The organism is Barrientosiimonas humi (assembly GCF_006716095.1).
Lineage (GTDB): Bacteria > Actinomycetota > Actinomycetes > Actinomycetales > Dermatophilaceae > Barrientosiimonas > Barrientosiimonas humi.
The window spans coordinates 1,073,213-1,095,238 of sequence record NZ_VFOK01000001.1; the positions used below are offsets into that span (position 1 = coordinate 1,073,213).

A 22,026-nucleotide genomic window follows, 5' to 3' on the forward strand; every position below is an offset into this window, starting at 1 on the left:
CACCCTAGGGGGATCCCGCCGTCTTGGGCAGTGGCGCGACGCCCCCGACCGGTGTACGCCCGCCTCGCCTCAGCGACCCTGCTCGGCGTCGTGCACGAGCAGCGCGACCTGCACCCGGTTGCTGCAGCCGAGCTTGTCCAGCAGCCGCGACACGTGCGTCTTCACGGTCGGCACGGACAGATAGAGCGTGCGCGAGATCTCCGCGTTCGACAGGCCCTCGCCGACCGCGCGCGCGACCTCCAGCTCCCGCTCGCTCAGCGTCGCCAGCAGCCGTTGCGCGCGGGCGCCGCGGTCGTCGACCGGGCTGCCGCTCACCTGCGCGATCAGCGTCGCGGTGATCTGCGGCGACAGGATCGGGTGCCCGTCGGCGACGCTGCGCACCGCCTCGACGAGCTGCGCCGGGGGAGTGTCCTTGAGCAGGAAGCCGCTGGCCCCCGCCCGCAGCGCGCGCACGACCAGGTCGTCGGTGTCGAACGTCGTCAGCACCACCACCCGCACCGACTCGCCGTGCCGGGCCAGGATCTGCTCGGTGGCGGCGACCCCGTCGAGCCGCGGCATGCGCACGTCCATCAGCACGATGTCCGGCCTCAGCTGCGCGACGACCTCGACCGCGGCCTGCCCGTCGGTCGCCTCGTCGACGACCTCGATGTCCAGCGCGCCGCCGAGGATCAGCTGCAGCCCGGCGCGCACCAGCGGGTCGTCGTCGACGAGCACGAGGCGGATCGGGGTGGCGTCGGGCATCAGGCGTTCTCCTTCGCGGGTGGTGGCCAGGGAAGCACGGCCCGTACGACGAACGCACCCGAGCGGTCCGGCCCGGCCGAGAGCGTCCCGCCGCTGAGCGTGGCGCGCTCGCGCAGCCCGACGAGCCCGAGCCCCGAGCCGGGCGCCGCGGGCCCGTCGCCGCCGCGCTCGTTGCGCAGGGTGATCGTCAGCTCGGTGCCGGGACGACCGGCCAGCCCCAGACGTACGACCGCGCCCGGCGCGTGCTTGCGGGCGTTGGTGAGTCCTTCCTGGACGATGCGAAAAGCGTTGCGCGACACCAGTTCCGGGAGACCGGTCAGGTCGGTGCCGGTCGTGCTCACCTCGATCTGCTGACCGCCCGCGCGGGCGCCGGCGACGAGGTCGTCGAGGTCGCGCAGCGTCGGTTGCGGCGGCTCGGGTGCGCCGGGGGCGGGGGAGTCGGTGTCGCGCAGCACGCCGAGCACCTCGCGAAGCTCGGTGAGCGCCTGGTGGGAGGCGGTCTGCAGCAGCCCGGCGGTGGTGCGCACCTGCTCGGGCGGCAGGTCCTCGCGGTAGGCCAGCGCGCCGGCGTGCATCGCCACCAGCGAGATGCGGTGGGCCAGCACGTCGTGCATCTCGCGCGCGATCCGGGCGCGCTCGTTGGTGCGCGCCTGGGCGACGCGCAGCTCCTGCTCGCGCTCGGCGGTCTCGGCGCGTTCGCGCAGGTTCGCGACCAGCTCGCGCCGGGCGCCGATGAACAGGCCGAGCGCGACGAGGAAGGCGATGGTGATGGCGTTGACGACCAGGTCGCTGACCAGTGTGTTGTCGGGCGAGCGGTGCACCCAGTTGAACGTCGCGCCGCTCGCGAACAGCACGACCGCGGCGACCGCGATCTCCCGCCACCGCCGCCGGGTGGCCAGCGAGATCGCGACGAGCGAGGAGGGGCCGACCGCGGTGGCCGACACGGCCGTCAGCAGGGCGGTCGCGATCGTGATCGGCAGCGGCCAGCGACGCCGAAAAGCCAGCAGCAGCAACCCTGTTGCGCCGACGATCGGGTCGAGCGCGAGCCACAGGTGACCGGCGGTGAAGCCGCGGCTGTCACCCTCGCCGGCCATCGTGAAGAAGACGAGCAGCCCGAACGCCGCGCTGACCAGCATCCGCCAGGCGAGGCCCCACGCCTCCCGCGCGGTGAACGACGTCAGCCAGCGCGCGAGGCGCCCGTCACCCACGTCGGCGCCGGCAGCGGCGGCGCGGCGCACCCCGACCGCCCAGCCCAGCGCGACGAGGACCACGGTGCCGACGACGTTGATCGCGGCGTCGACCAGCAGGTCCGGCACGTCGTGGATCGCGGAGAAGGCCGTGGTGCCCGCGGCGTAGGCCACCGCCACCACGGCGGTGTCGCGCCACCGGCGGCGGGCGAAGACCGACAGCGCCGCCACCGTGGCCGGGCCCATCGCGGCGATCGACATGACGCACAGCGCGCAGATCGTCAGCGCCACCGGCAGCGGCCGGAGTCGGCGCCACGGCAGCAACAGCACCGCGCCGAGCCCGACGACCAGGTCGAGCACCAGCCACGCGGGAGTGGCGAGGCGCTGCGGCTGCGGCTCGACCACCCACGCGACCCAGATCGCCAGCGCCAGCGCGGCCGCCACCGCCATCCGCGCGGCGGTCGGCGCCGCCGGGCCGGGGGGAAGCCCCGCCCGGCGGCGGAGGGCAGGAGCGGTCGCGGGCACGCACCGAGGGTAGGTGCCGGGCGCCGGCACGCCGGCCACGGACGTACGGCGGGCGACGGAGGTCGCGCGAGGACATACCAAAGTCGTACGCAGGTCGCACCGTCCGACGGATGTGCGGCCCCGGTGCGCGCGGGCACCGTGGTGGTCATGATCGAAGTCGAGAACCTCACCAAGCGCTACGGCGGGCACGCCGCCGTCGACGACGTCAGCTTCGTCGTGCGGCCCGGGCAGGTCACCGGCTTCCTCGGGCCGAACGGCGCCGGGAAGTCGACCTGCATGCGGATGATGACCGGGCTGACGCCGCCGACCTCCGGCACCGCGACGGTGCTGGGCCGGCCGTACGCCGCGCTGCCCAACCCCGGGCGGCACGTCGGCGTGCTGCTCGACGCCGGCGCCCAGCACTCCGGCCGCACCGGCCGCGAGGTGCTCAGCCTCGGCGCCACGCTGATGGGTCTGGACCGCAGCCGCGTCGAGGAGATGCTGGCGCTGGTCGGTCTCACCGCGAAGGAGGCCGACCGCCGGGTCGGGGGATACAGCCTCGGCATGCGCCAGCGCCTCGGCATCGCCCACGCGCTGCTCGGCGACCCGCAGGTGCTGATCCTCGACGAGCCGGCCAACGGCCTCGACCCGGCCGGCATCCGCTGGATGCGTTCGCTGCTGCGCGGTTATGCCGACGACGGCGGCACGGTGCTGCTGTCCTCGCACCTGCTGCACGAGATCGAGGTCGTCGCCGACGAGCTCGTGGTCATCGGCCGCGGCCGGATCGTGGCCGCGGGCAGCAAGGCCGAGCTGATGCGCGCGGCCGGCACGGTCGTACGCACCACGGACGACGCCGCCTTCGCCGGCCACCTGCGCGGGGCCGGGCTCTCGGTCGAGCAGACCGCGGGCGGGCTGCTCGTCGACACCGACGCCGAGACCGTCGGCAAGATCGCCGCCACGCACGCCGTGGTGCTCACCGAGCTGCGTGCCGCCGACGCCGGCAGCCTCGAGGAGATGTTCCTGCAGCTGACCGCTTCCGACGCACGAGAGGGGGTGGCGGCATGAGCACCGCCGCTGACACCCGCACCACCCGTCCCGAGCCGCGGCCCGTCGTCGCGCTCCCGAGCCGGCTCGACGACGTCCCCGCCACCGGGGTGCCGTTCGCCCGGCTGGTCAAGGTCGAGCTGCGCAAGGCCACCGACACCCGGGCCGGCCGCTGGCTGCTGGGGCTGATCGGCCTCGTCACGCTGATCGCGCTCGTCGCCGTGCTGTTCGTGGGCTCGCCGAGCGACGACAAGAACTTCGGGACCTTCCTGACCACGACGTTCCTGCCGCAGAACATCTTCCTGCCGATCGTCGGCATCCTCGTGGTGACCGCGGAGTGGTCGCAGCGCACGGGCCTGGTGACGTTCTCGCTCGAGCCGCGGCGCGGCCGGGTCGGCTTCGCCAAGCTGGTCGCGGCGATCGTGCTCGGTCTGGCCACCGTGGCCCTCGGCGCGGTCCTCGCGGCGGGTACGACCTTCGCCGGTCAGCTGATCCGCGGCACCGACCCCTCGTGGTCGATCGGGTGGCAGACCGTGCTCGGCATCGTCGTCGGCCAGATCGTCGCGGTCGCGATGGGCGTGGCGTTCGGCATGCTCCTGCAGAACACGCCGGCCGCGATCGTGGCCTACCTGGTGCTTCCCATGCTGTGGAGCATCCTCGGCGCAGCCGTCTCCTGGCTCAGCACCGCCGGCGAGTGGCTCGACACGAGCCGCACGCTGCAGCCGCTGTACGAGGCGCAGATGCAGGGCGACGACTGGCCCAAGCTGTTCGTCTCGATCGCCGTGTGGGTCGTGCTCCCGCTGGTGCTGGGGATGATCCGCCTGCGCCGCAGCGAGGTGAAGTAGCCGCGCAACAAGCTCGGACCGGTCGGACCGCCCTCATCTCGGGGGAGAGGGGCGGCCCGACCGGTCCGGAACGTTCCCCGCGGCCTGTCGCCGCATCGCACGACCCGACGAGGATCGGTGAGGCAGATGAACGAGCAGGTCGCAGGACAGCCAGGTCAACCAGGACAACCAGGACAACGGCGGCGCGTCGGCCCGGTCGCGCGCGGCGTGCTGTGGGTGGTGACCGTCGTGACGCTCCTGGCCGGAGCCGGCGTCACCACCGCCGCAGCGTTGCAGGGCCGCGACTTCTTCACCACCGGATACGCCCCGCTGCGCACCGGCTCCGCCGCGATGGTGACCCGCGAGATCGACGTCGAGGGACGCCGTCCCACCGACCCGCAGAACGACCCGGGCGACCTGGCGCGCGTGCGCATCCAGGTGCGCGGCATCGAGCCCGGGCGGCCGGTCTTCGTCGGGATCGCGCGCCGTGCCGACGTCGAGCGATACCTGCGCGGGACGGCCCACGACGAGATGTCGACCTTCACGACCGACCCGCTGCGGGTGTCGTGGACGCGCCGGCCTGGCGGGTCGGTGGCGCCGCCGCCCGGCGAGCAGCCGTTCTGGGTCGCGACCTCGCAGGTGACCGGCCCCGGCACCGCCGAGCTGCAGTGGGACAAGTCGCTGGGCGAGTGGATGGCCGTGGCGATGAACGCCGACGGGTCACCGGGCGTGCAGCTGGAGGCGAACGTCGGGCTGCGGTTCGGGTTCCTGCTGCCGACGGGGCTGGGGCTGCTGGCCCTCTCGCTGGCGGGCGGTGCCGCGCTGGTCGCCACCCGGCGCCGCGCGGCGGAGCTCCGAGCTGTTCGGGCGGCCGCTCAGGCGCCGTCGGACAGGCTCATCGGCCCGTAGACCACCGCGCCGTCCTCGTGCAGCGTGACCGAGGAGACGCCGGCGTCGGCGAGCTCGCGCCACTGCTCACCCAGCCACGACTCGGCGTCGCTCTGCGTCGGGAACGAGGTGGTGACCAGCTCGGGCCGCCCGGCGACCTCGGAGCCGGCCGAGTCCTGGTAGCTCCAGGTCCAGGCGCTCATCGGGCGTTCTTCCAGTCCTTGTCGCCGCGGGCGACCTGCGGTCGCGGCACGCGGGAGATGCGCATCTGGAACGAGCGCATGATGGCGTACGACGCCGAGCCCTTCGGGGGCTCCTGGCCGAACTTCTCGACGATCGCCTTCTTCGTGCGGCGCCACATCAGGACGGCGTCGAGGATGCCGGCGATCACGATGCCCCAGACCAGGATCATCGCGGCCAGCTGCACGGCGGCGCCGAGCCGCACGAACATCAGCACCAGCACGATGAGCATCAGCGGCAGCAGGATCTCGCCGACGCTGAGCCGCGAGTCGACGCTGTTGCGGATGAACTTCTTGATCGGGCCGCGGTCGCGCGGCGGCAGGGCGCTCTCGTCGCCGCGGTTCATCGCCTCGCGCTGGGCGAGGCGGCTGGCGCGGGCCTGCTCCTTGCTCTGCTTCTTGGCGGCCTCGCGGTCGGCGGGGACGAGCGGCTTGCGCCGGGCGGCCTCCTGCTCGCGCCGCTTGGGCGTGGGGCGGCCCTTGCCGGGTTGACCGGGCTCGGTCACCGCCTCCTCGGTGGGGGCGGGATCCGTCGCGGGGGTCTGGTTCTTCTTGCGGCCGAGCACGCAGCACACTGTACGTCGTGACCTCCGAGCCCGACGCCGCCCGCCTGGACCAGCTGCGCACCACCGTCGCCGGGCTGATGCCGGCGGCCCGCGCCGACCTGGAGTCGCTCACCCGCATCCCGAGCGTCTCGCTCGGCAGCTTCGACCAGCAGCACGTGCAGGCCTCGGCCGAGGCGGTCGCCGACCTGCTGCGCGCCGAGGGGCTCGAGGTCGAGATCGTCAGCGAGGGCGGCCGGCCGGCGGTCATCGGGCACCGGGCCGCGCCCGAGGGAGCGCCGACGGTGCTGCTCTACGCCCACCACGACGTACAGCCGCCCGGTGACGAGAAGGACTGGGACACACCGCCGTTCGAGCCCACCGAGCGCGACGGTCGGCTCTACGGACGCGGCGCCGCCGACGACAAGGCCGGGGTCATGGCGCACCTGGTGGCGCTGCGCGCGCACGGCGACGACCTGCCGGTCGGCGTGACCGTGTTCGTTGAGGGCGAGGAGGAGGTCGGCTCCGACTCGCTGCCGGCGCTGCTCGACAAGCACGGCGAGCGGCTGCGCGCCGACGCGATCGTGCTGGCCGACTCGACCAACTGGGACGTCGGCACCCCGGCCCTCACCACGACCCTGCGCGGGATGTTCCGGCTGGTCGTCACGGTGCGCACGCTGGACCACTCGGTGCACTCGGGCATGTACGGCGGCCCGGTGCCCGACGCGATCACCGCCCTCGTGCGGTTGCTCGCGACGATGCACACCGACGCCGGCGACATCGCGGTCGAGGGCTTCGCGACCTCGGAGGCGACCGAGCTGGACTACCCCGAGGAGCGGCTGCGCGCCGAGAGCGGACTCCTGGAGGGCGTACGCCTGATCGGGTCGGGCTCGATCCTGTCGCGCCTGTGGACCCGGCCCGCGATCACCACCATCGGCATCGACGCGCCGACCGTCGACACCTCCTCCAACACCCTGGTCGCCGAGGCGCGGGCCAAGGTCAGCGTGCGGCTGCACCCCGACGACGACCCGCGCGCGGCGTACGACCGGCTCGCCGCCCACCTGCGCGAGCACGCCCCGTGGGGAGCCCGCGTGGACGTACGGCTCGACGACGAGGGCCGCGGCTTCTCCGCCGACGCGCAGGGCCCGGTCTACGACGCGGCGCGCGCGGCGTTCGCCGACGCGTGGGGCACCGACCCGGTCGACATCGGGGTGGGTGGCTCGATCCCGTTCGTCGCCGCGTTCGCCGAGACCTTCCCCGACGCGGCGATCCTGGTCACCGGCGTCGAAGACCCCGACACCCGCGCGCACGGCGCCAACGAGTCGCTGCACCTGGGCGAGTTCGAGCGGGTCTGCCTCGCCGAGGCCGTGCTGCTGGAGCGCCTCGGGAGCTGAGCGCCCAGCGGCTCCGCGGCCCTCGGCGGCGGGGCGGACAGGACCCCGACATACGGTGAGGGCATGGCTCAGGGAACGTACGTCGAGAAGAGTTTCGAGCGCGACACCAACTACATCACCGACCGCATCGCCGCCGACGGCGAGTGGCCGGTCGAGGCGGGGCGCTACCGGTTGATCGCCGCGCGGGCGTGCCCGTGGGCCAACCGCACGATCATCGTCCGGCGACTCCTCGGTCTCGAGGACGCCATCTCGCTCGGGCTCGCCGGCCCGACGCACGACTCCGACAGCTGGACCTTCGACCTCGACCCCGGCGAGGTCGACCCGGTGCTGCAGATCCCGCGGCTGAAGGACGCCTACCTCGAGCGGTTCCCCGACTACCCCCGCGGCATCACCGTGCCCGCGATCGTCGACGTGCCGACCGGGGAGGTCGTGACCAACGACTTCGCCCAGATCACCCTCGACTTCGAGACCGAGTGGACCGAGTTCTTCCGCGAGGGCGCGCCCGACCTGTGGCCGCAGGACCTGCGCGAGGAGATGGAGCCGGTGATGCACCGGATCTACACCGAGGTCAACAACGGCGTCTATCGCTGCGGGTTCGCCGGCGAGCAGGAGGCCTACGACAAGGCGTACGACCGGCTCTTCACCGCGCTCGACTGGCTGGAGGAGCGGCTCGCCGGGCAGCGCTACCTGATGGGCGACACCATCACCGAGGCCGACGTGCGGCTGTTCACCACGCTGGCCCGGTTCGACCCCGTCTACCACGGCCACTTCAAGTGCAACCGCAGCAAGCTCACCGAGATGCCGGTGCTGTGGGCCTACGCGCGCGACCTGTTCCAGACCCCTGGGTTCGGCGACACCACCGACTTCACCCAGATCAAGGAGCACTACTACGTCGTGCACACCGACGTGAACCCCACGCAGATCGTGCCCAAGGGGCCCGACCTCGCCGGCTGGGCGACCCCGCACGGCCGCGAGAAGCTGGGCGGCCGCCCGTTCGGCGACGGCACCCCGCCCGGTCCGCCGCCCGAGGCCGAGCGGGTGCCGACGAAGGACAACCCCCTGGTCGGCCCCGACGGGATGGTGCAGGTCGAGGCCTGACCGGCCGCCGGCGTACGCCCTCGCGGAGGACCGCTGAAGGGTGCGGTGGCGCTGTTCACGGTCTCGCGCTGGACCGCTGGAGGGTGCGGTGGGGCGCACGGTTCGGCGGAGGACCGCCAAGGGGTGCGGTGGCGCTGGGCACGGTGTCGCGGAGGACCGCTGGAGGGTGCGGTGGGGCGCACGGTTCGGCGGAGGACCGGTGGCGCGTGAGCCCGTGCCGGCGTACGCCCTCGCGGAGGACCGCCAAGGGGTGCGCCGGCTCACTCCTCCCGCGACACGCAGTTGCCCGTCGGGACTTCCGAGGACAGCTCGGCCGCCTGGTCGAGCCAGGAGTCGGTGGCGTCGTCGGTGAGCGCGTAGCCGGTGTTGGGGTCGTCGGCGGAGCGGGCGAACACGGTGCCTGCCACCTGGCCGTCGGTCGTCAGCAGCGGGCCGCCGGAGTCGCCGGGCAGCAGCTGGGCGTTGAGGGCGTAGATGTCGCGGTTGACCGGCTTGCTGCCGTAGACGTCGCGCCCCACGGCGGCCATCTGCGCCCGCACCCGCGCCGCGGTGAGCGTGTAGTCGCCGCCCTGCGGGTATCCCGCCGCCACGGCCTCGGCGCCGCGGTCGAGGTCGGGAGCGCGGTCGAGCACCGGCGCGTCGAGGGTGTCGACCCGCAGGATCGCCAGGTCCAGGTCGGGGTCGAACGCCACGACCGTGGCCTCATGCCGCTCGCCCTGCCCGCCGGGCTGCACGGTGATGCGCTGGCCGCCGGCCACGACGTGGGCGTTGGTGACCACGCGGTCCTCGCTCACGACCCAGCCGCTGCCGACGGAGCGCATCGCGCACGAGTCGGACGAGCTGCGGATCTTCATCACCGCGTCGCGGGCCCGCTCGATCGCGGGGGAGGAGGCGATGTCGGGGTCCGGGGCCTCGACCTCGACGTTAGGTTCACGCCCGGCGAACACCTCGGGGAACGGCGAGGCGTCGACCTGGTCACCGAACCGGCCCAGCGCGTCGCGCGCGCCCGGGGGAGCCGCCCGGTCCATGGCGCGCCAGCCGTAGGAGCTGTCCACCGCCCGCACCCCGTCGGCGCTCAGCAGCGGCCGGGCCGAGGCGAGCACCGCCCACGAGGCCAGCAGCGTCGTGACGAGCAGCGCCACCGCCCCGAGCCCGGAGTCCAGCAGCCGCACCGGCCGTACGTTCGTCAGCCGCACCACGACGCCGGCGAGGGCGCCCATGACCCCGGCGCCGACGGCGGCGAGCAGCAGGGCGGCCAGGACCACCACCAGCGCGGCGGTGTTGTCGGCCTCGGGTCGCAGGTCGAGGGCGTCCAGGACGGCCGGGGTGGCGGCCAGCCCGAGGAGCAGGCCGGCGATCCAGCCGACCGCGGTGAGCGCAGAGGTGACCAGCCCGCGCCGCCAGCCCAACCACACGGCGAGCAGCGCCACCAGCACCAGAACCAGGTCGATCATGCCGATCAGGATGCACAACCCAGATGGGGGAGCGCTGTGACTTGCTGTGACGTTGCGGGGAACGCCACCGCCGGTGCCCGGCCGACCGCCGGTGCCGAGCCACAGCCGCCCGTGCGAGCATCCGGCGCGTGGAGCAGTTCTGGGCCGAGATCAGCGGCGTGCAGCCGGCGCCGCCGCGCGCCGTCGTCGCGCTGCTCGGCGCCCTGGCCCTGGGCCTGATCGCCTGGCGGCCGAGCTGGCGGGTGCTGCGCCAGGTCGTGACGATCGCTCACGAGGGCGCGCACGCGCTGGTGGCGCTGGCGAGCGGCCGCTCGCTGCACGGCGTGCGCCTGCACCGCGACACCTCCGGCCTCACCGTGACCCGCGGGCTGGCGCGCGGGCCGGGGGTGGTCGCGACGCTGGCGGCGGGCTACCCCGGCCCCGCGCTGCTCGGCCTCGCCGGCGCCTGGGTGCTCGGGCTCGGCCGAGCGGTGCTGCTGCTGTGGCTGCTGCTGGTGGTGCTCGCGGCGCTGCTGCTGCAGATCCGCAACTGGTTCGGCCTCGCGGCGGTGCTGCTCAGCGGCGGGGTGCTCGTGCTGGTCACCCGCTACCTGCCGGGCGAGGGGCAGACCGCGTTCGCGTACGCCCTGGTCTGGTTCCTGCTGCTCGCCGCGCCGTACGCCGTCGTCGACCTCGTGCGCGCCCGTCGCCACGGCGGCGCCCACGACTCCGACGCCGACCAGCTCGCGCGGCTCACGCCGCTGCCGGCCGGCGTCTGGGTCGTGGTCTTCCTGCTCGTCACGCTGGGTTGCCTGCTCGGTGGCGCCGCGCTGATGCTCGGCCGCCTGTGGTGACCCTGCCCGTGACTCCGCTCAGAGCCAGGCGTCCAGCCGCGGCGGCGTCTCGGCCCGGCCGGTGAGCCAGGCGACCAGCTGCGGTCCCGCCTCGCCCCCGGCGTACGTCGTCGCCGCCTCTCCCGCGAGCCGCGCCCGCACGTCGGCGGGCACGTCCCTGAAGCTGAACCCGACGTCGAGGTCGACTGTGTGCACCCACACCTCGCGGGTGCGCAGCCACGCGATCTCCGTGGCCGGCACGGTGCGGCCGCGCGCGGTGCGCACCTCGGCGCGCCACTGCTGCGGGCCGAGCCGGTCCAGCCCCGCGCGCAGCCGGCGGGCCGAGGCGTGCACCAGCTCGCGCAGCCGGTCCGGGGGCAGCGTGGCGCCGTGGGCGATCTCCTCCGCGCGCTGCTCGGCGTCGGCGTACATCGGGTTCTCGATGCCGGTGCGCGCCCACTCGGCGAGCCGGGTGAGCGCCTCGGCGTTGAAGTGCACGTGGGCCAGTAGGTGCGAGCGGCTCCAGCCCGGCAGCAGCGACGGCCCGGCGAACGCGGCGTCGTCGAGGCGGTCGACCTGGTCGAGCAGCGCGTCGGTGCCGTCGACCATCCAGCCGTACGCCGTCGTCACCCCCGTCATGCCCGGCCCCGCACCTCGACGCGCGAGCGGCCGAGCCCGCTGATCTCGGTGGTCAGCACGTCGCCGTCCGCGAGGTAGCGGGCGGGTGTGCGCGCGTGGCCGACCCCGCCGGGCGTCCCGGTCGCGATGACGTCGCCGGGCTGCAGGGTGAGGATGCGCGAGACGTACGCCACCAGCGCCACCGGGTCGAACACCAGGTCGGCGGTGTCGGCCTTCTGCACCGTCTCGCCGTCGACCTGCCCGAGCAGCTCCAGCCGCGGACGCACGCCGCCCTCGAGCTCGTCGGGGGTGACCAGGAACGGGCCGAACGGCGTGGTGGCCTCGAACGTCTTGCCCTGCAGCCACTGCGGGCTGCGGTACTGCCAGTCGCGGGTCGTCACGTCGTTGAGCACCGAGAACCCGGCGATCGCCTCGGCCGCGGCCGCCTCGTCGGCGTGCCGCACCCGGGCGCCGACCACGACGGCCAGCTCGGCCTCCCAGTCGACCGCGTCGGACTCGGCCGGCAGCACCAGCGGGTCGTCCGCCCCGATCAGCGCCTCGGGGTACTTCGCGAACAGCGTCGGGAACTGCGGGATCTCGCGGCCCATCTCGGTGATGTGCTGGCGGTAGTTCAGCCCGACGCACACGATCTTGCCCGGGCGCGGGACGACCGGGGCGAAGCTCAGCTGCTCCGGACGTACGGCCAGCGGGTCGCCGCCCGCCGCGCGCTCGCGCCACCCGGGCTCGGCGAGCAGCGCGCCCAGGTCGCTCACCCCCAGGTCGAGCACGGTGTCGCCGTCGATGCGCACCGCGCGGGTGCGCTCGTCGGGGCGGCGGATGGTGGCCAGCTTCATCGGGTCTCCTCGCGGGTGGCGGTGGCAGTGGCAGTGGTGGTGGCGCGGTGCAGGTGCAGCCGCTCGTAGATCGGGGTGTCCGCGAAGCGGAACAGGGTGGTCTCCTGCTCGGCGCCGACGGTCACCGGCGCCCACGACGGCACGACGAACAGGTCGCCGTCGGTGAGGGTCCAGGTGGTGCCGGAGACCGTGACGGTCGCCGTGCCGGAGAAGACCTGCCATACGGCCGAGCCGACCTCGCGGCGCTCGGCGGTCTGCGCCCCGGCGCGCAGCCGGTGCATCTCCAGCCGCATCGTCGGCAGCACGTCGGCGCCCGAGGTCGGGTTGGTGAACCGCACGGCGGCGTGGCCGGGCTCGACCACGCCGGCGTGCCCGGCGTCCTCCAGCGCCAGCTGGTCGGCGAGCGCGGCGTCGGTGTGCTCCCAGCGGTAGGCCGCGAGCGGCGACGCGGCCGCGAACCGGTCGACCTCGGTTAGCGGCAGCAGCCCGGGGTGACCCCACAGCTGCTCGGCGCGCGAGCGGGCGGGCACCTCGGTCGAGGTCACCTGCTCGGGCCCGAACTCGAAGAACGAGGCGTCGGTCGCGTGCACGAACGGGATGTCCAGACCGTCCAGCCAGGCCATCGGCTCGGTGGCGATGTTGTGGTGGCCGTGGAAGCGCCAGCCCGGCGTGAGCAGCAGGTCGCCGCGGCGCATCGCGACCGGGTCGCCGTCGACGACGGTCCACACGCCCTCGCCCTCGACGACGAACCGGAAGGCGCTCTGGGTGTGCCGGTGCTCGGGCGCCACCTCGGCGGGGCAGAGGTACTGGATCGCCGCCCACAGCGTCGGCGTCGCGAACGGCGCCCCGCCGAGGCCGGGGTTGGCGAGCGCGATCGCGCGGCGCTCGCCGCCGCGGCCGACCGGCACCAGCCGGCCCGACTCCTGCGCGAGCGGCAGCAGGTCCTGCCAGCGCCACGCGTGGGCGGCGGCGCCCGACCGCGGCTGCGTCGGCATCAGGTCGCCGATCTCGGTCCACAGGGGCACCAGCCGCTCCCGCTCGAAACCGGCGTACAGCGCGTCGAGCTCGGGGCTCGGGTCGGGCTGGGCCTGGGGCGGGGTCTGGTCAGCGGTGGGCTCGGTGTCGATCGACATGGGGGCTCCTTCAGGTCGCCGGGACGGTCGGGGTGGTGGGCTCGGGGGTGGCGTCGGTGACGTCGGCCCGCTGGCGGCGGGAGATCAGGTGCAGCAGCAGACCGGCGATGGCGGCCACGGCCGCGAAGACGACGAAGTTGGCGTCGACGCCCAGGTCGCGGGCGAGCATCCAGCCGCCCACCTGGGGTGCGACGACCGCGCCGACGCGGCCGACGCCGAGGGCGAAGCCGAGCGCCGCGCCGCGCACGGCGGCGGGGTAGCGGTCGGCGATCGCGGCGAGGATGAGGCACTGGGTGCCGTGCGTGCCGATGCCGGCGAGCACCAGCGCGCCGTACAGTCCGGCGAGCGGCAGCGTCGCGAGCGTGACGCCGAGCAGCGCGAGGCAGGCGACCAGGGCCGCGACGGCCGCCGCGCGCGCCGGGCCGAACCGCACCCCGAAGTACGCCGTGAGCAGCGACCCCAGCACCGCACCCAGGTTGAGCGCCAGCAGGAAGGTCAGCGCCGAGCCGAGCTCGTACCCGCTCTGCCGCATCAGCTGCGGCAGCCAGGTGCCGAGGCCGTACCAGGTGAACAGGGTGGCCGCCGTCGCCAGCGCGAACAGCACCGACGGGGTGCGCAGCGGCCGGCGCAGGATGTCGCCCGCGGTCACCCGGTCGGCGTCGGCGGGCGCGGCCGGCGGGGCGGTGAGCCCGAAGCGCGCCTCGATCCGCTCGGCCTCGGCGACGCGCCCCTTGGCGCGCAGCCACACCGGCGACTCGGGCAGCCAGCGCACGGCGAGCGGCAGCACCACGACCAGGGCCAGGAGCGCGACCGCGAACATGGTGCGCCAGCCGTACCCCGGGATGACCCAGATGCCGAGCACGGCCGCGATCGAGCCGCCGATCGGGACGCCGGACATCATCAGGGTGGCGACGAGCGAGCGCCGGGCGGGGGAGGCGTACTCCGCGACGAGGGCGTTGGCCGACGGCACGAGGCCGCCGAGGCCGAGCCCGGCGAGGAGACGGAAGGCGCCGAACGTGCCCGGGGAGGGCGCGAGCGCGCACAGCGCGGTGAACACGGAGAACCAGACCGTGCAGCCCAGCACCGCGCCGCGCCGGCCGATGCGGTCGGCGAGCGCGCCCGCGGCGAGGGCGCCGAGGAGCATGCCGAGGAAGGCCAGCGAGCCCAGGAATCCGGCGGAGCTCTGGGTGAGCTCCCAGCCCGGCTCCTCGAGCAGGCGCGGCACCACGGTGCCGTAGACGATCAGGTCGTAGCCGTCGAAGACGACGATCAGCCAGCACAGCGCGGTGACGAGCAGGGCCGGCCGGGCCACGGGTGGGGTGGTCGGGGACATGGCGGGGAGAGTAGGTCGCTTCCCGACAGGCGGAATAGGATGTTCTGCTGTGAGGAACAGACCGGCGTACGCCGTCGAGGCCGTCGACCATGCCCTCCAGCTGGCCACGCTGTTGCGTCAGGAGGGTTCGCTGCGGGTCACCGACGCCGCCGCCGCGCTCGGGGTGAGCCGCTCGACCGCCCACCGGCTCCTCGTGACGCTGGTCTATCGCGACTTCGCCGAGCAGGCACCCGACCGGTCCTACCGCCCCGGCCCGTTCCTCGTGGCTGACCCCGGGCAGCAGCCGACCGCGCGGCTGCGAGCAGCCGCGCTGCCCTATCTCAACCAGGTCGCCGCGCAGACCGGCGAGTCGTGCAACCTGCAGGTGCGGGTGGGGGCGCGCACCAACGTGGTGGCCTACGTCGAGGGGCCCGAGGCGTTCAACGTCGGCGACCGCTTCACCCGCGAGTGGGACGCCCGGCTCACCTCGGCCGGGCGCATCCTGCTGGCCGAGCTCGGCGAGGACGAGCTCGGGCTGCTCTACCCCGACGACGAGCTGGGGGCCGCCGAGCGGCGCGCGCTGCGGCTGGAGCTCGAGCGCAGCAAGGCCCGCGGGTTCGCGATCAACGACCAGCTCACCGAGCGCGGCGTCGTGGCGGTCGCCGTGCTGGTGCGCACCCCGCAGGGCGCCCCGCTCGCGGGCCTCGCGCTCGCCATGCCCAAGCAGCGGTTCGAGGACAGCAAGCTCCCCACCTGGGTGGGGGCGCTGACCGCCGCCTCGGCCCTGCTGACGCGCGACCTGGACCGCGCCTGACCGCGCAGGGTCGGGGTGCGGCGACAATGGCGCCCGTGCGCGTGCTGCTCGCCCCCGACCGATTCGGATCCCTGACCGGCGCCGAGGCCGCCTCGGCGCTCGCGGCCGGCTGGGCCGAGGCGGCCCCGGCCGTCGACACCGTCCGGCTCCCGCAGTCCGACGGGGGCCCGGGTTTCCTCGCCGCACTAGCGGTTTCGGTCGGCGGCGACCTCCAGATGCTGTCGGTCGACCGACCCGAGCGGGCGCTCTCGGTGCCGGTCCTGCGGGCGGGCGGACGGACGTACGTCGAGGCGGCGGAGGTCGAGCGCGCGGGCGAGGCCCTCGACACCGAACCGCTCGGCGCCACGCTGCGCACCCTGCTCGCCGCCGGCGCCGAGCACGTCGTCGTCGGGCTCGGCGGCCTGCGCACGCTGGACGGCGGACGCGGTCTGGTGCGCGGGCTCGTGGGGTCCGGCGGCGACGGCGGGTCCGGCCTCGCCGCCGCCCGCGAGCTGCTCGCGGGGCGCACGGTCACCGTCGCGGTCGACACCGACCGCACCCTGCTCGGCATGCAGGGCGCGAGCGCCACCGCCGTCGACACCCTCGGCCTGACCCGCGAGGCCGCCCAGGAGTCCGAGCGCGAGATGGGGGAGTGGGTCGACGTCGTACGCCGGGCGCTGCCACCCCCGCGCGACCTGATCAGCGGTCAGCAGCAGCGGCCCGACCGGCTCCCCGGCGCGGGCGCGGGCGGCGGCGCGGGGTTCGTCCTCGCGGTGCTCGGCGCGAGCCTGCGCCCCGGCCCCGAGGTGGTCGCCGAGGCCACCGGGCTGGTCGAGGCGGCGCGGGCCAGCGGCCTGCTGGTCACCGCCACGACCGTGTACAACTGGCGCGTCCTCGCGCACAGCGTCGCCGAGCAGGTCGCGCGCGCCGCGACGACCCTGGCCGTCCCGGGCGTGCTGCTCGCCGACGAGGTCCAGGTGGGGCGGCGCGAGACGATGTCGCTCGGGTTCTCCGGCAGCTACGGCGTGCTGCAGCCCGGGCGGATGCGCCCGCGCGGCCACCGGTTCGACCCGGCCGAGGACGAGGCGGCGCTGCGCCGCCTGGCCGCGCGGGTCGCCGGGACCTGGACCCCCGCGAGGGGCTGACCGGGATCGGCCGGCCCACGACGTACAGTGGAGGCACGGGCCGGGAACACATCCGGCACCACCCCGGTTGCACGTTGCGAAGACCGGCATCAGCGAGTGAAGGACGGCACATGAGCGTCGAGACCAACACCCCGACCACCAGCACCGGCACCCAGGAGAAGACCCACGGCGTCGAGCTCACCCCGGTGGCCGCGACCAAGGTCAAGAGCCTCCTCGAGCAGGAGGGCCGCGACGACCTGCGGCTGCGCGTCGGTGTGCAGCCCGGTGGCTGCTCCGGCCTGATCTACCAGCTCTACTTCGACGAGCGCACGCTCGACGGCGACCTGACGCGCGACTTCGACGGGGTCGAGGTCGTTGTCGACCGGATGAGCAGCCCCTACCTCGAGGGCGCGACGATCGACTTCGCCGACACCATCGAGAAGCAGGGCTTCACGATCGACAACCCCAACGCGGGCTCGTCCTGCGCCTGCGGCGACTCGTTCTCCTGATCCCTCCCGTGCGCAGCGCGCACGACCCGCACCGGCCCGCCCGCGACCTTCGCGAGCGGGCCGGTTCGGTTGTGCAGCCGGTTCGGTTAGGGTCGCGCGGGTGAAGATCGCCGTGACCGGATCCATCGCCACCGACCACCTGATGACCTTCCGCGGGCGGTTCGCCGACTCGCTCGTCGTCGAGCAGCTCGACAAGATCTCGCTGTCCTTCCTCGCCGACGGCCTGCAGATCCACCGCGGGGGAGTCGCGGCCAACATCGCGTTCGGGATGGCCCGGCTGGGGCGTACGCCCGTGCTCGTCGGCGCGGTCGGCGAGGACTTCACCGACTACCGCTCCTGGCTGGAGCGGCACGGCGTCGACTGCGAGTCGGTGCTGGTCTCCCAGACCCAGCACACCGCCCGGTTCGTGTGCACCACCGACGACGACATGGCCCAGATCGCCACGTTCTACCCCGGCGCGATGTCCGAGGCCCGCGAGATCGAGCTGGCGCCGGTCGCGACCCGCGTCGGCGGGCTCGACCTGGTGATGGTCGGCCCGAACGACCCCGAGGCCATGCGTCGCCACACCGAGGAGTGCCGCACCCGCGGCATCCCGTTCGTCGCCGACCCCTCCCAGCAGCTGGCGTTCGCCGACGGCCCGTTCATCCGCAACCTCGTGGAGGGCGCGGACTACCTGTTCACCAACGAGTACGAGGCCGAGCTCACCGAGCAGAAGACCGGCTGGACCGCCGACGACATCCTCGACCGCGTCGGCACCCGCATCGTCACCCGCGGCAAGGACGGCGCGAGCATCCTGCGCAAGGGCGAGCCGACGATCGAGGTGCCGATCGCCGACCAGGTCACCGCCGTCGACCCCACCGGCGTCGGCGACGGGTTCCGGGCCGGGTTCTTCACCGGCCTGACCTGGGGCCTGGACCTGCAGCGCTGCGCCCAGGTCGGGTCCACGCTCGCGGCGTACGTCGTGTCCACCGTCGGCACGCAGGAGTACCACCTCACCCACGCCGACTTCCTCGCGCGGCTGCGCGAGGCCTACGGCGACGAGGCCGCCGACGAGGTCGCGCCGCACCTGAGCCCGGCATAGGACCGGCATGGTCGAACCGCCGCCCTCGATCTGGAACCTCGCCGCGGCACCTCTGCGCGAGGGCGAGGAGGTCGTGGCCGTCGGCGGAGACCTGGAGCCCGGCACGCTGCTCGAGGCCTATCGCCACGGGCTGTTCCCGATGGGGCTCGGCCGGCACGGCACCCGGCCCATCGGCTGGTGGAGCCCGATCCGCCGCGGCGTGCTGCTGCCCGGCGACCTGCACGTCAGCCGTTCGCTGCGCCGCTCGGCCCGGCAGTTCCGGATCAGCGTCGACGAGGCGTTCGGGGCGGTGCTGTCCGGCTGTGCCGACCCCGCGCGCGAGGGGCGCTGGATCACGCCCGAGATCGCGGAGGCGTACGTCCGTCTGCACGAGCTGGGCTGGGCCCACTCGGTCGAGGTCTGGCAGGGGGAGCGCCTGGTCGGCGGGGTCTACGGCGTCGCCGTCGGCGGGCTGTTCGCGGGGGAGTCGATGTTCCACCGGGTGACCGACGCCTCGAAGGTCGCGCTGTGGGCGCTGACCGAGCTGTGCTTCGCCGACGGGGCCGCCGACCGGCTGATCGACGTGCAGTGGCAGACCGCCCATCTGGCCTCGCTGGGCATCCGCGAGATCTCCCGCGCGGACTACCTCACCCGGCTGTCGCGGGCCCTGGTGCTGCCCCTCCCCGCGACCCTCGCGACGACGGCGGGGTGAGCGCCGGCAACGTCTGGCACTCGGGTAGTGTTCCCTTGTGCCCCATAAGGATCTGCGGAAGGTAGCCGACGTGAGCCGCCCTCTCGACCGTTCGTCTCGACCGGCGGTGCGACGCCGGGTCGGCGCTGCTGGTCTCGCCGGACTGACGGCTCTGCTGCTGACCGGTTGTAGCGAGACGGTGAAGCGGGGCTTCCTGCCCAAGGGCGTCACCGAGAACAGCGACGACATCACCTTCTTCTGGAACGCCACCTGGCTGTGGGCGCTCGCCGTCGGCGTGCTCACCTGGGGCCTGATGTTCTGGTGCCTCGCGCGCTACCGCGCGAAGAAGGGTGACAACACCCTGCCGCCGCAGATGCAGTACAACGTGCCCCTGGAGATCCTCTACACCGTCGTCCCGGTGTTCATGGTCGCGGTGCTCTTCGGCAAGACCGTCGAGCTCGAGGAGAAGCTGCTCGACACCTCCCAGAAGCCCGACGTCACCGTCAACGTGGTCGGCAAGCAGTGGAGCTGGGACTTCAACTACATCGAGGCCCGCACGTACGACTCGGGCGTCCAGGCCGAGCTGACCGGCAAGCCGGGCGTCGAGGAGACCCTCCCGACGATGTACCTCCCGGTGAACAAGCGGGTGGAGTTCGTGCTGACCTCGCGCGACGTCATCCACTCCTTCTGGGTGCCGCAGTTCCTGCAGAAGCTCGACATGGTGCCCGGTCGGGTGAACCGCTTCCAGGTCACCCCGACCGAGACTGGAACCTTCACGGGCAAGTGCGCCGAGCTGTGCGGCGCCTACCACAGCGAGATGCTCTTCCAGGTGAAGGTCGTCCCGCAGGCCGAGTACGACCGCCAGATGGCCACCTTCCGTGACCGCGGCCAGACCGGCTTCCTCAGCAACAGCCTCAACCGCTCGGGCATCGAGCAGGGGCAGCAGCAGTACCTCCCGCCGGGCGTGCGGGAGTCCGACGTGCGGGAAGAGGAGGGCAACTGATGGCCACCACGACCACCCACCGACCGGGCGCCGCGGGTGACACCCCGCAGCAGCCCACGCGCAGCCAGCGCAACATGGGCCGCACCATCGTCAAGTGGATGACGTCGACCGACCACAAGGTCATCGGCAACCTGTACTTCATCACCTCGTTCATCTTCTTCCTGGTCGGCGGTGTCATGGCGCTGATCATCCGCGCCGAGCTGTTCGCGCCGGGGATGAACGTCGTGGAGACCAAGGAGCAGTTCAACCAGCTGTTCACCATGCACGGCACGGTCATGCTGCTGCTGTTCGCGACCCCGCTGTTCGCCGGGTTCGCCAACGCGCTGATGCCGCTGCAGATCGGTGCGCCCGACGTGGCGTTCCCGCGGCTGAACATGTTCGCCTACTGGCTCTACCTGTTCGGCGCGCTGATCACCGTCTCGGGCTTCCTGACCCCGCAGGGCGCGGCCGCCTTCGGCTGGTTCGCCTACACGCCGCTGTCCGACACCATGTTCAGCCCCGGGCTCGGCGGCAACCTGTGGGTGTTCGGTCTGGGCCTCGCGGGCTTCGGCACGATCCTCGGCTCGGTCAACTTCATCACCACGATCATCTGCATGCGCGCACCGGGCATGACCATGTTCCGCATGCCGGTGTTCACCTGGACGCTGCTGATCACCTCGCTGCTGGCGATCATCGTCTTCCCGGTGCTGGCCGCCGCGATGTTCGGCCTGGGTGCCGACCGCGTGCTGGGCGCGCACGTCTACGCCGTCGAGAACGGCGGGGCGATGCTGTGGCAGCACCTGTTCTGGTTCTTCGGTCACCCCGAGGTCTACATCATCGCGCTGCCGTTCTTCGGGATCATCTCCGAGGTCATCCCGGTGTTCTCGCGCAAGCCGATCTTCGGCTACAAGACCCTGGTCTTCGCGACCATCGCGATCGCGGCGCTGTCGGTCAGCGTGTGGGCCCACCACATGTACGCCACCGGCGCGGTCCTGCTGCCCTTCTTCGCCGTCATGACCATGCTCATCGCGGTGCCGACCGGTGTGAAGTTCTTCAACTGGATCGGCACGATGTGGCAGGGCAAGATCACCTTCGACACCCCGATGATCTGGGCGTTCGGCTTCCTGGTGACCTTCCTGTTCGGTGGTCTGACCGGCGTCATCCTGGCCAGCCCGCCGCTGGACTTCCACCTCACCGACACCTACTTCGTGGTGGCGCACTTCCACTACGTGGTGTTCGGCACCGTCGTGTTCGCGATGTTCGCCGGGTGGTACTTCTGGTGGCCCAAGCTCACCGGCCGGATGCTCGACGAGAAGCTGGGCAAGATCCACTTCTGGATGCTGTTCATCGGCTTCCACATGACGTTCCTCATCCAGCACTGGCTGGGTGTGGTGGGCATGCCGCGGCGCTACGCCGACTACATGCCCGAGGACGGCTTCACCTGGATGAACCAGCTGTCGACCGTCGGGTCGTTCCTGCTGGGCGCCTCGATGACCCCGTTCCTGTACAACGTCTGGAAGACCTGGCGCACGGCTCCGATGGTCGAGTCCGACGACCCGTGGGGTTACGGCATGTCGCTGGAGTGGGCCACCTCGTCCCCGCCGCCGCGGCACAACTTCGACTCCATCCCGCGCATCCGGTCCGAGCGTCCCGCGTTCGACCTGCACCACCCGGAGGCAGCGCCCACCTCGGTGCGGCCCGCCCCTGACACGTTGGCCAAGGTGCTCGGCCCGGCCGACCACGGCTCTCAGACGATGGGCGGCGACCGTCCGGAGGACAAGGAGAACTCCAAGCGATGAAGGTCGAGTTCAAGCTCTTCGCGATCCTCACGGTGTTCTACATCGTGATGGGGTTCATCTACATGCTCTGGACCGGCGGGTCCGAGCCGGTGGGCGCGGTGGGGCTGTTCCTCACCGCGGGTATGTGCGCCATGATCGGCGGCTATGTCTACGTCACGGCCCGCAAGCTGGACCCGCGGCCCGACGACGACCCCGAGGGCGAGATCCACGAGATCGAGGGCGAGTACGGCTTCTTCAGCCCGCACAGCTGGTGGCCGCTGTTCCTCGGCGCCTCGTGCGCGATCGTCTTCCTCGGCGCTGCCGTGGGCTGGTGGCTGGTCATCCTCGGCTTCCCGCTCGTGGTGCTGTCGACCCTCGGCTGGACCTTCGAGTACTTCCGCGGCGAGAACGCCATCTGAGCCTTCCGTACGCGCGTGACGTCCCG

The 22,026-nt window shown here is 73.2% G+C and carries 23 protein-coding genes; 14 read left to right on the forward strand and 9 right to left on the reverse strand.

All coding sequences use genetic code 11. The annotated features are described in order from the left end of the window. Nucleotides 1-69 precede the first annotated feature (69 nt). A complete protein-coding gene (locus FB554_RS05040) occupies nt 70-741 on the reverse strand; it encodes a response regulator (protein WP_142004975.1) in 672 nt (223 codons plus the stop codon). Beyond that, on the reverse strand, nt 741-2,453 hold the full coding sequence (locus FB554_RS05045) for a sensor histidine kinase (protein ID WP_211344533.1): 1,713 nt from the start codon (nt 2,451-2,453) through the stop codon (nt 741-743). Before FB554_RS05045 ends, FB554_RS05040 begins: the two co-directional genes overlap by 1 nt. Nucleotides 2,454-2,600: 147 nt before the next feature. On the opposite strand from FB554_RS05045, the gene FB554_RS05050 reads away from it, so the two are divergent. The 3 genes from FB554_RS05050 (at nt 2,601) to FB554_RS05060 (ending at nt 5,209) form a co-directional block, all read left to right on the forward strand. Then, the gene (locus FB554_RS05050; RefSeq protein ID WP_211344534.1) at nt 2,601-3,497 is read left to right on the forward strand and encodes an ABC transporter ATP-binding protein; all 897 of its coding nucleotides are present in this window, start codon (nt 2,601-2,603) and stop codon (nt 3,495-3,497) included. Next, nucleotides 3,494-4,321 carry an ABC-2 transporter permease gene (locus FB554_RS05055; protein ID WP_142004976.1) on the forward strand — a complete coding sequence of 276 codons (828 nt, stop codon included), beginning with the start codon at nt 3,494-3,496 and terminating at the stop codon, nt 4,319-4,321. Before FB554_RS05050 ends, FB554_RS05055 begins: the two co-directional genes overlap by 4 nt. A 126-nt stretch (nt 4,322-4,447) precedes the next feature. Beyond that, the gene (locus FB554_RS05060) at nt 4,448-5,209 is read left to right on the forward strand and encodes a hypothetical protein (RefSeq protein WP_142004977.1); all 762 of its coding nucleotides are present in this window, start codon (nt 4,448-4,450) and stop codon (nt 5,207-5,209) included. On the opposite strand, the gene FB554_RS05065 is transcribed toward FB554_RS05060, so the two are convergent. Together FB554_RS05065 and FB554_RS05070 are read right to left on the reverse strand one after the other, a co-directional pair. After that, the gene (locus tag FB554_RS05065; RefSeq protein WP_142004978.1) at nt 5,176-5,391 is read right to left on the reverse strand and encodes a hypothetical protein; all 216 of its coding nucleotides are present in this window, start codon (nt 5,389-5,391) and stop codon (nt 5,176-5,178) included. The genes FB554_RS05060 and FB554_RS05065 overlap by 34 nt on opposite strands. Beyond that, on the reverse strand, nt 5,388-5,993 hold the full coding sequence (locus FB554_RS05070; protein WP_236022274.1) for a DUF3043 domain-containing protein: 606 nt from the start codon (nt 5,991-5,993) through the stop codon (nt 5,388-5,390). Before FB554_RS05070 ends, FB554_RS05065 begins: the two co-directional genes overlap by 4 nt. Nucleotides 5,994-6,010: 17 nt before the next feature. Between FB554_RS05070 and FB554_RS05075 the strand changes: the two genes are divergently transcribed. Together FB554_RS05075 and FB554_RS05080 are read left to right on the forward strand one after the other, a co-directional pair. Beyond that, complete coding sequence (locus tag FB554_RS05075) at nt 6,011-7,363, forward strand: dipeptidase (protein WP_142004980.1); 1,353 nt, start codon at nt 6,011-6,013, stop codon at nt 7,361-7,363. 63 nt (nt 7,364-7,426) lie between these two features. Then, nucleotides 7,427-8,461 carry a glutathione S-transferase family protein gene (locus FB554_RS05080; RefSeq protein WP_142004981.1) on the forward strand — a complete coding sequence of 345 codons (1,035 nt, stop codon included), beginning with the start codon at nt 7,427-7,429 and terminating at the stop codon, nt 8,459-8,461. A 260-nt stretch (nt 8,462-8,721) separates the two neighbouring features. Here FB554_RS05080 and FB554_RS05085 read toward each other — a convergent pair whose 3' ends face one another. Continuing rightward, nucleotides 8,722-9,915: a MarP family serine protease gene (locus FB554_RS05085; protein WP_142004982.1), complete on the reverse strand. Its 1,194-nt coding sequence runs from the start codon at nt 9,913-9,915 to the stop codon at nt 8,722-8,724. A gap of 128 nt (nt 9,916-10,043) precedes the next feature. Here FB554_RS05085 and FB554_RS05090 point away from each other — a divergent pair, with 128 nt between their 5' ends. Continuing rightward, complete coding sequence (locus tag FB554_RS05090) at nt 10,044-10,748, forward strand: M50 family metallopeptidase (RefSeq protein ID WP_142004983.1); 705 nt, start codon at nt 10,044-10,046, stop codon at nt 10,746-10,748. 18 nt (nt 10,749-10,766) lie between these two features. On the opposite strand, the gene FB554_RS05095 is transcribed toward FB554_RS05090, so the two are convergent. The 4 genes from FB554_RS05095 to FB554_RS05110 are packed head-to-tail and all read right to left on the reverse strand — an operon-like array spanning nt 10,767 to nt 14,665. Further along, nucleotides 10,767-11,366, reverse strand: coding sequence for a maleylpyruvate isomerase N-terminal domain-containing protein (locus FB554_RS05095; RefSeq protein ID WP_142004984.1), 600 nt, complete (start codon nt 11,364-11,366; stop codon nt 10,767-10,769). Beyond that, complete coding sequence (locus FB554_RS05100) at nt 11,363-12,199, reverse strand: fumarylacetoacetate hydrolase family protein (RefSeq protein ID WP_142004985.1); 837 nt, start codon at nt 12,197-12,199, stop codon at nt 11,363-11,365. The genes FB554_RS05095 and FB554_RS05100 overlap by 4 nt, the downstream gene beginning before the upstream one ends. Next, nucleotides 12,196-13,332 carry a cupin domain-containing protein gene (locus FB554_RS05105; RefSeq protein WP_142004986.1) on the reverse strand — a complete coding sequence of 379 codons (1,137 nt, stop codon included), beginning with the start codon at nt 13,330-13,332 and terminating at the stop codon, nt 12,196-12,198. The genes FB554_RS05100 and FB554_RS05105 overlap by 4 nt, the downstream gene beginning before the upstream one ends. A gap of 10 nt (nt 13,333-13,342) precedes the next feature. Next, entirely contained in the window at nt 13,343-14,665 is a 1,323-nt protein-coding gene (locus tag FB554_RS05110; protein ID WP_142004987.1) for an MFS transporter, read from the reverse strand. Nucleotides 14,666-14,714: 49 nt separating this feature from the next. Between FB554_RS05110 and FB554_RS05115 the strand changes: the two genes are divergently transcribed. The 8 genes from FB554_RS05115 to FB554_RS05150 all read left to right on the forward strand — a co-directional run bounded on the left by FB554_RS05115 (nt 14,715) and on the right by FB554_RS05150 (nt 22,000). Next, complete coding sequence (locus FB554_RS05115) at nt 14,715-15,458, forward strand: IclR family transcriptional regulator (protein ID WP_142004988.1); 744 nt, start codon at nt 14,715-14,717, stop codon at nt 15,456-15,458. A 35-nt stretch (nt 15,459-15,493) separates the two neighbouring features. Next, nucleotides 15,494-16,582: a glycerate kinase gene (locus FB554_RS05120; RefSeq protein ID WP_170206784.1), complete on the forward strand. Its 1,089-nt coding sequence runs from the start codon at nt 15,494-15,496 to the stop codon at nt 16,580-16,582. 110 nt (nt 16,583-16,692) lie between these two features. Then, complete coding sequence (locus FB554_RS05125; RefSeq protein ID WP_142004990.1) at nt 16,693-17,070, forward strand: HesB/IscA family protein; 378 nt, start codon at nt 16,693-16,695, stop codon at nt 17,068-17,070. Nucleotides 17,071-17,170: 100 nt separating this feature from the next. Continuing rightward, nucleotides 17,171-18,151 (forward strand): carbohydrate kinase family protein, encoded by a 981-nt coding sequence (locus FB554_RS05130; protein WP_142004991.1) that lies wholly within the window; start codon nt 17,171-17,173, stop codon nt 18,149-18,151. A gap of 7 nt (nt 18,152-18,158) precedes the next feature. After that, nucleotides 18,159-18,842, forward strand: a complete 684-nt coding sequence (gene aat / locus FB554_RS05135) for a leucyl/phenylalanyl-tRNA--protein transferase (protein WP_142004992.1) — start codon at nt 18,159-18,161, stop codon at nt 18,840-18,842. 70 nt (nt 18,843-18,912) lie between these two features. Beyond that, nucleotides 18,913-19,824, forward strand: coding sequence for an aa3-type cytochrome oxidase subunit II (ctaC, locus tag FB554_RS05140; RefSeq protein WP_236022275.1), 912 nt, complete (start codon nt 18,913-18,915; stop codon nt 19,822-19,824). Continuing rightward, nucleotides 19,824-21,602 (forward strand): aa3-type cytochrome oxidase subunit I, encoded by a 1,779-nt coding sequence (gene ctaD / locus FB554_RS05145; protein ID WP_142004994.1) that lies wholly within the window; start codon nt 19,824-19,826, stop codon nt 21,600-21,602. Before ctaC ends, ctaD begins: the two co-directional genes overlap by 1 nt. After that, nucleotides 21,599-22,000 (forward strand): cytochrome c oxidase subunit 4, encoded by a 402-nt coding sequence (locus FB554_RS05150; RefSeq protein ID WP_142004995.1) that lies wholly within the window; start codon nt 21,599-21,601, stop codon nt 21,998-22,000. The genes ctaD and FB554_RS05150 overlap by 4 nt, the downstream gene beginning before the upstream one ends. Nucleotides 22,001-22,026: the final 26 nt, after the last annotated feature.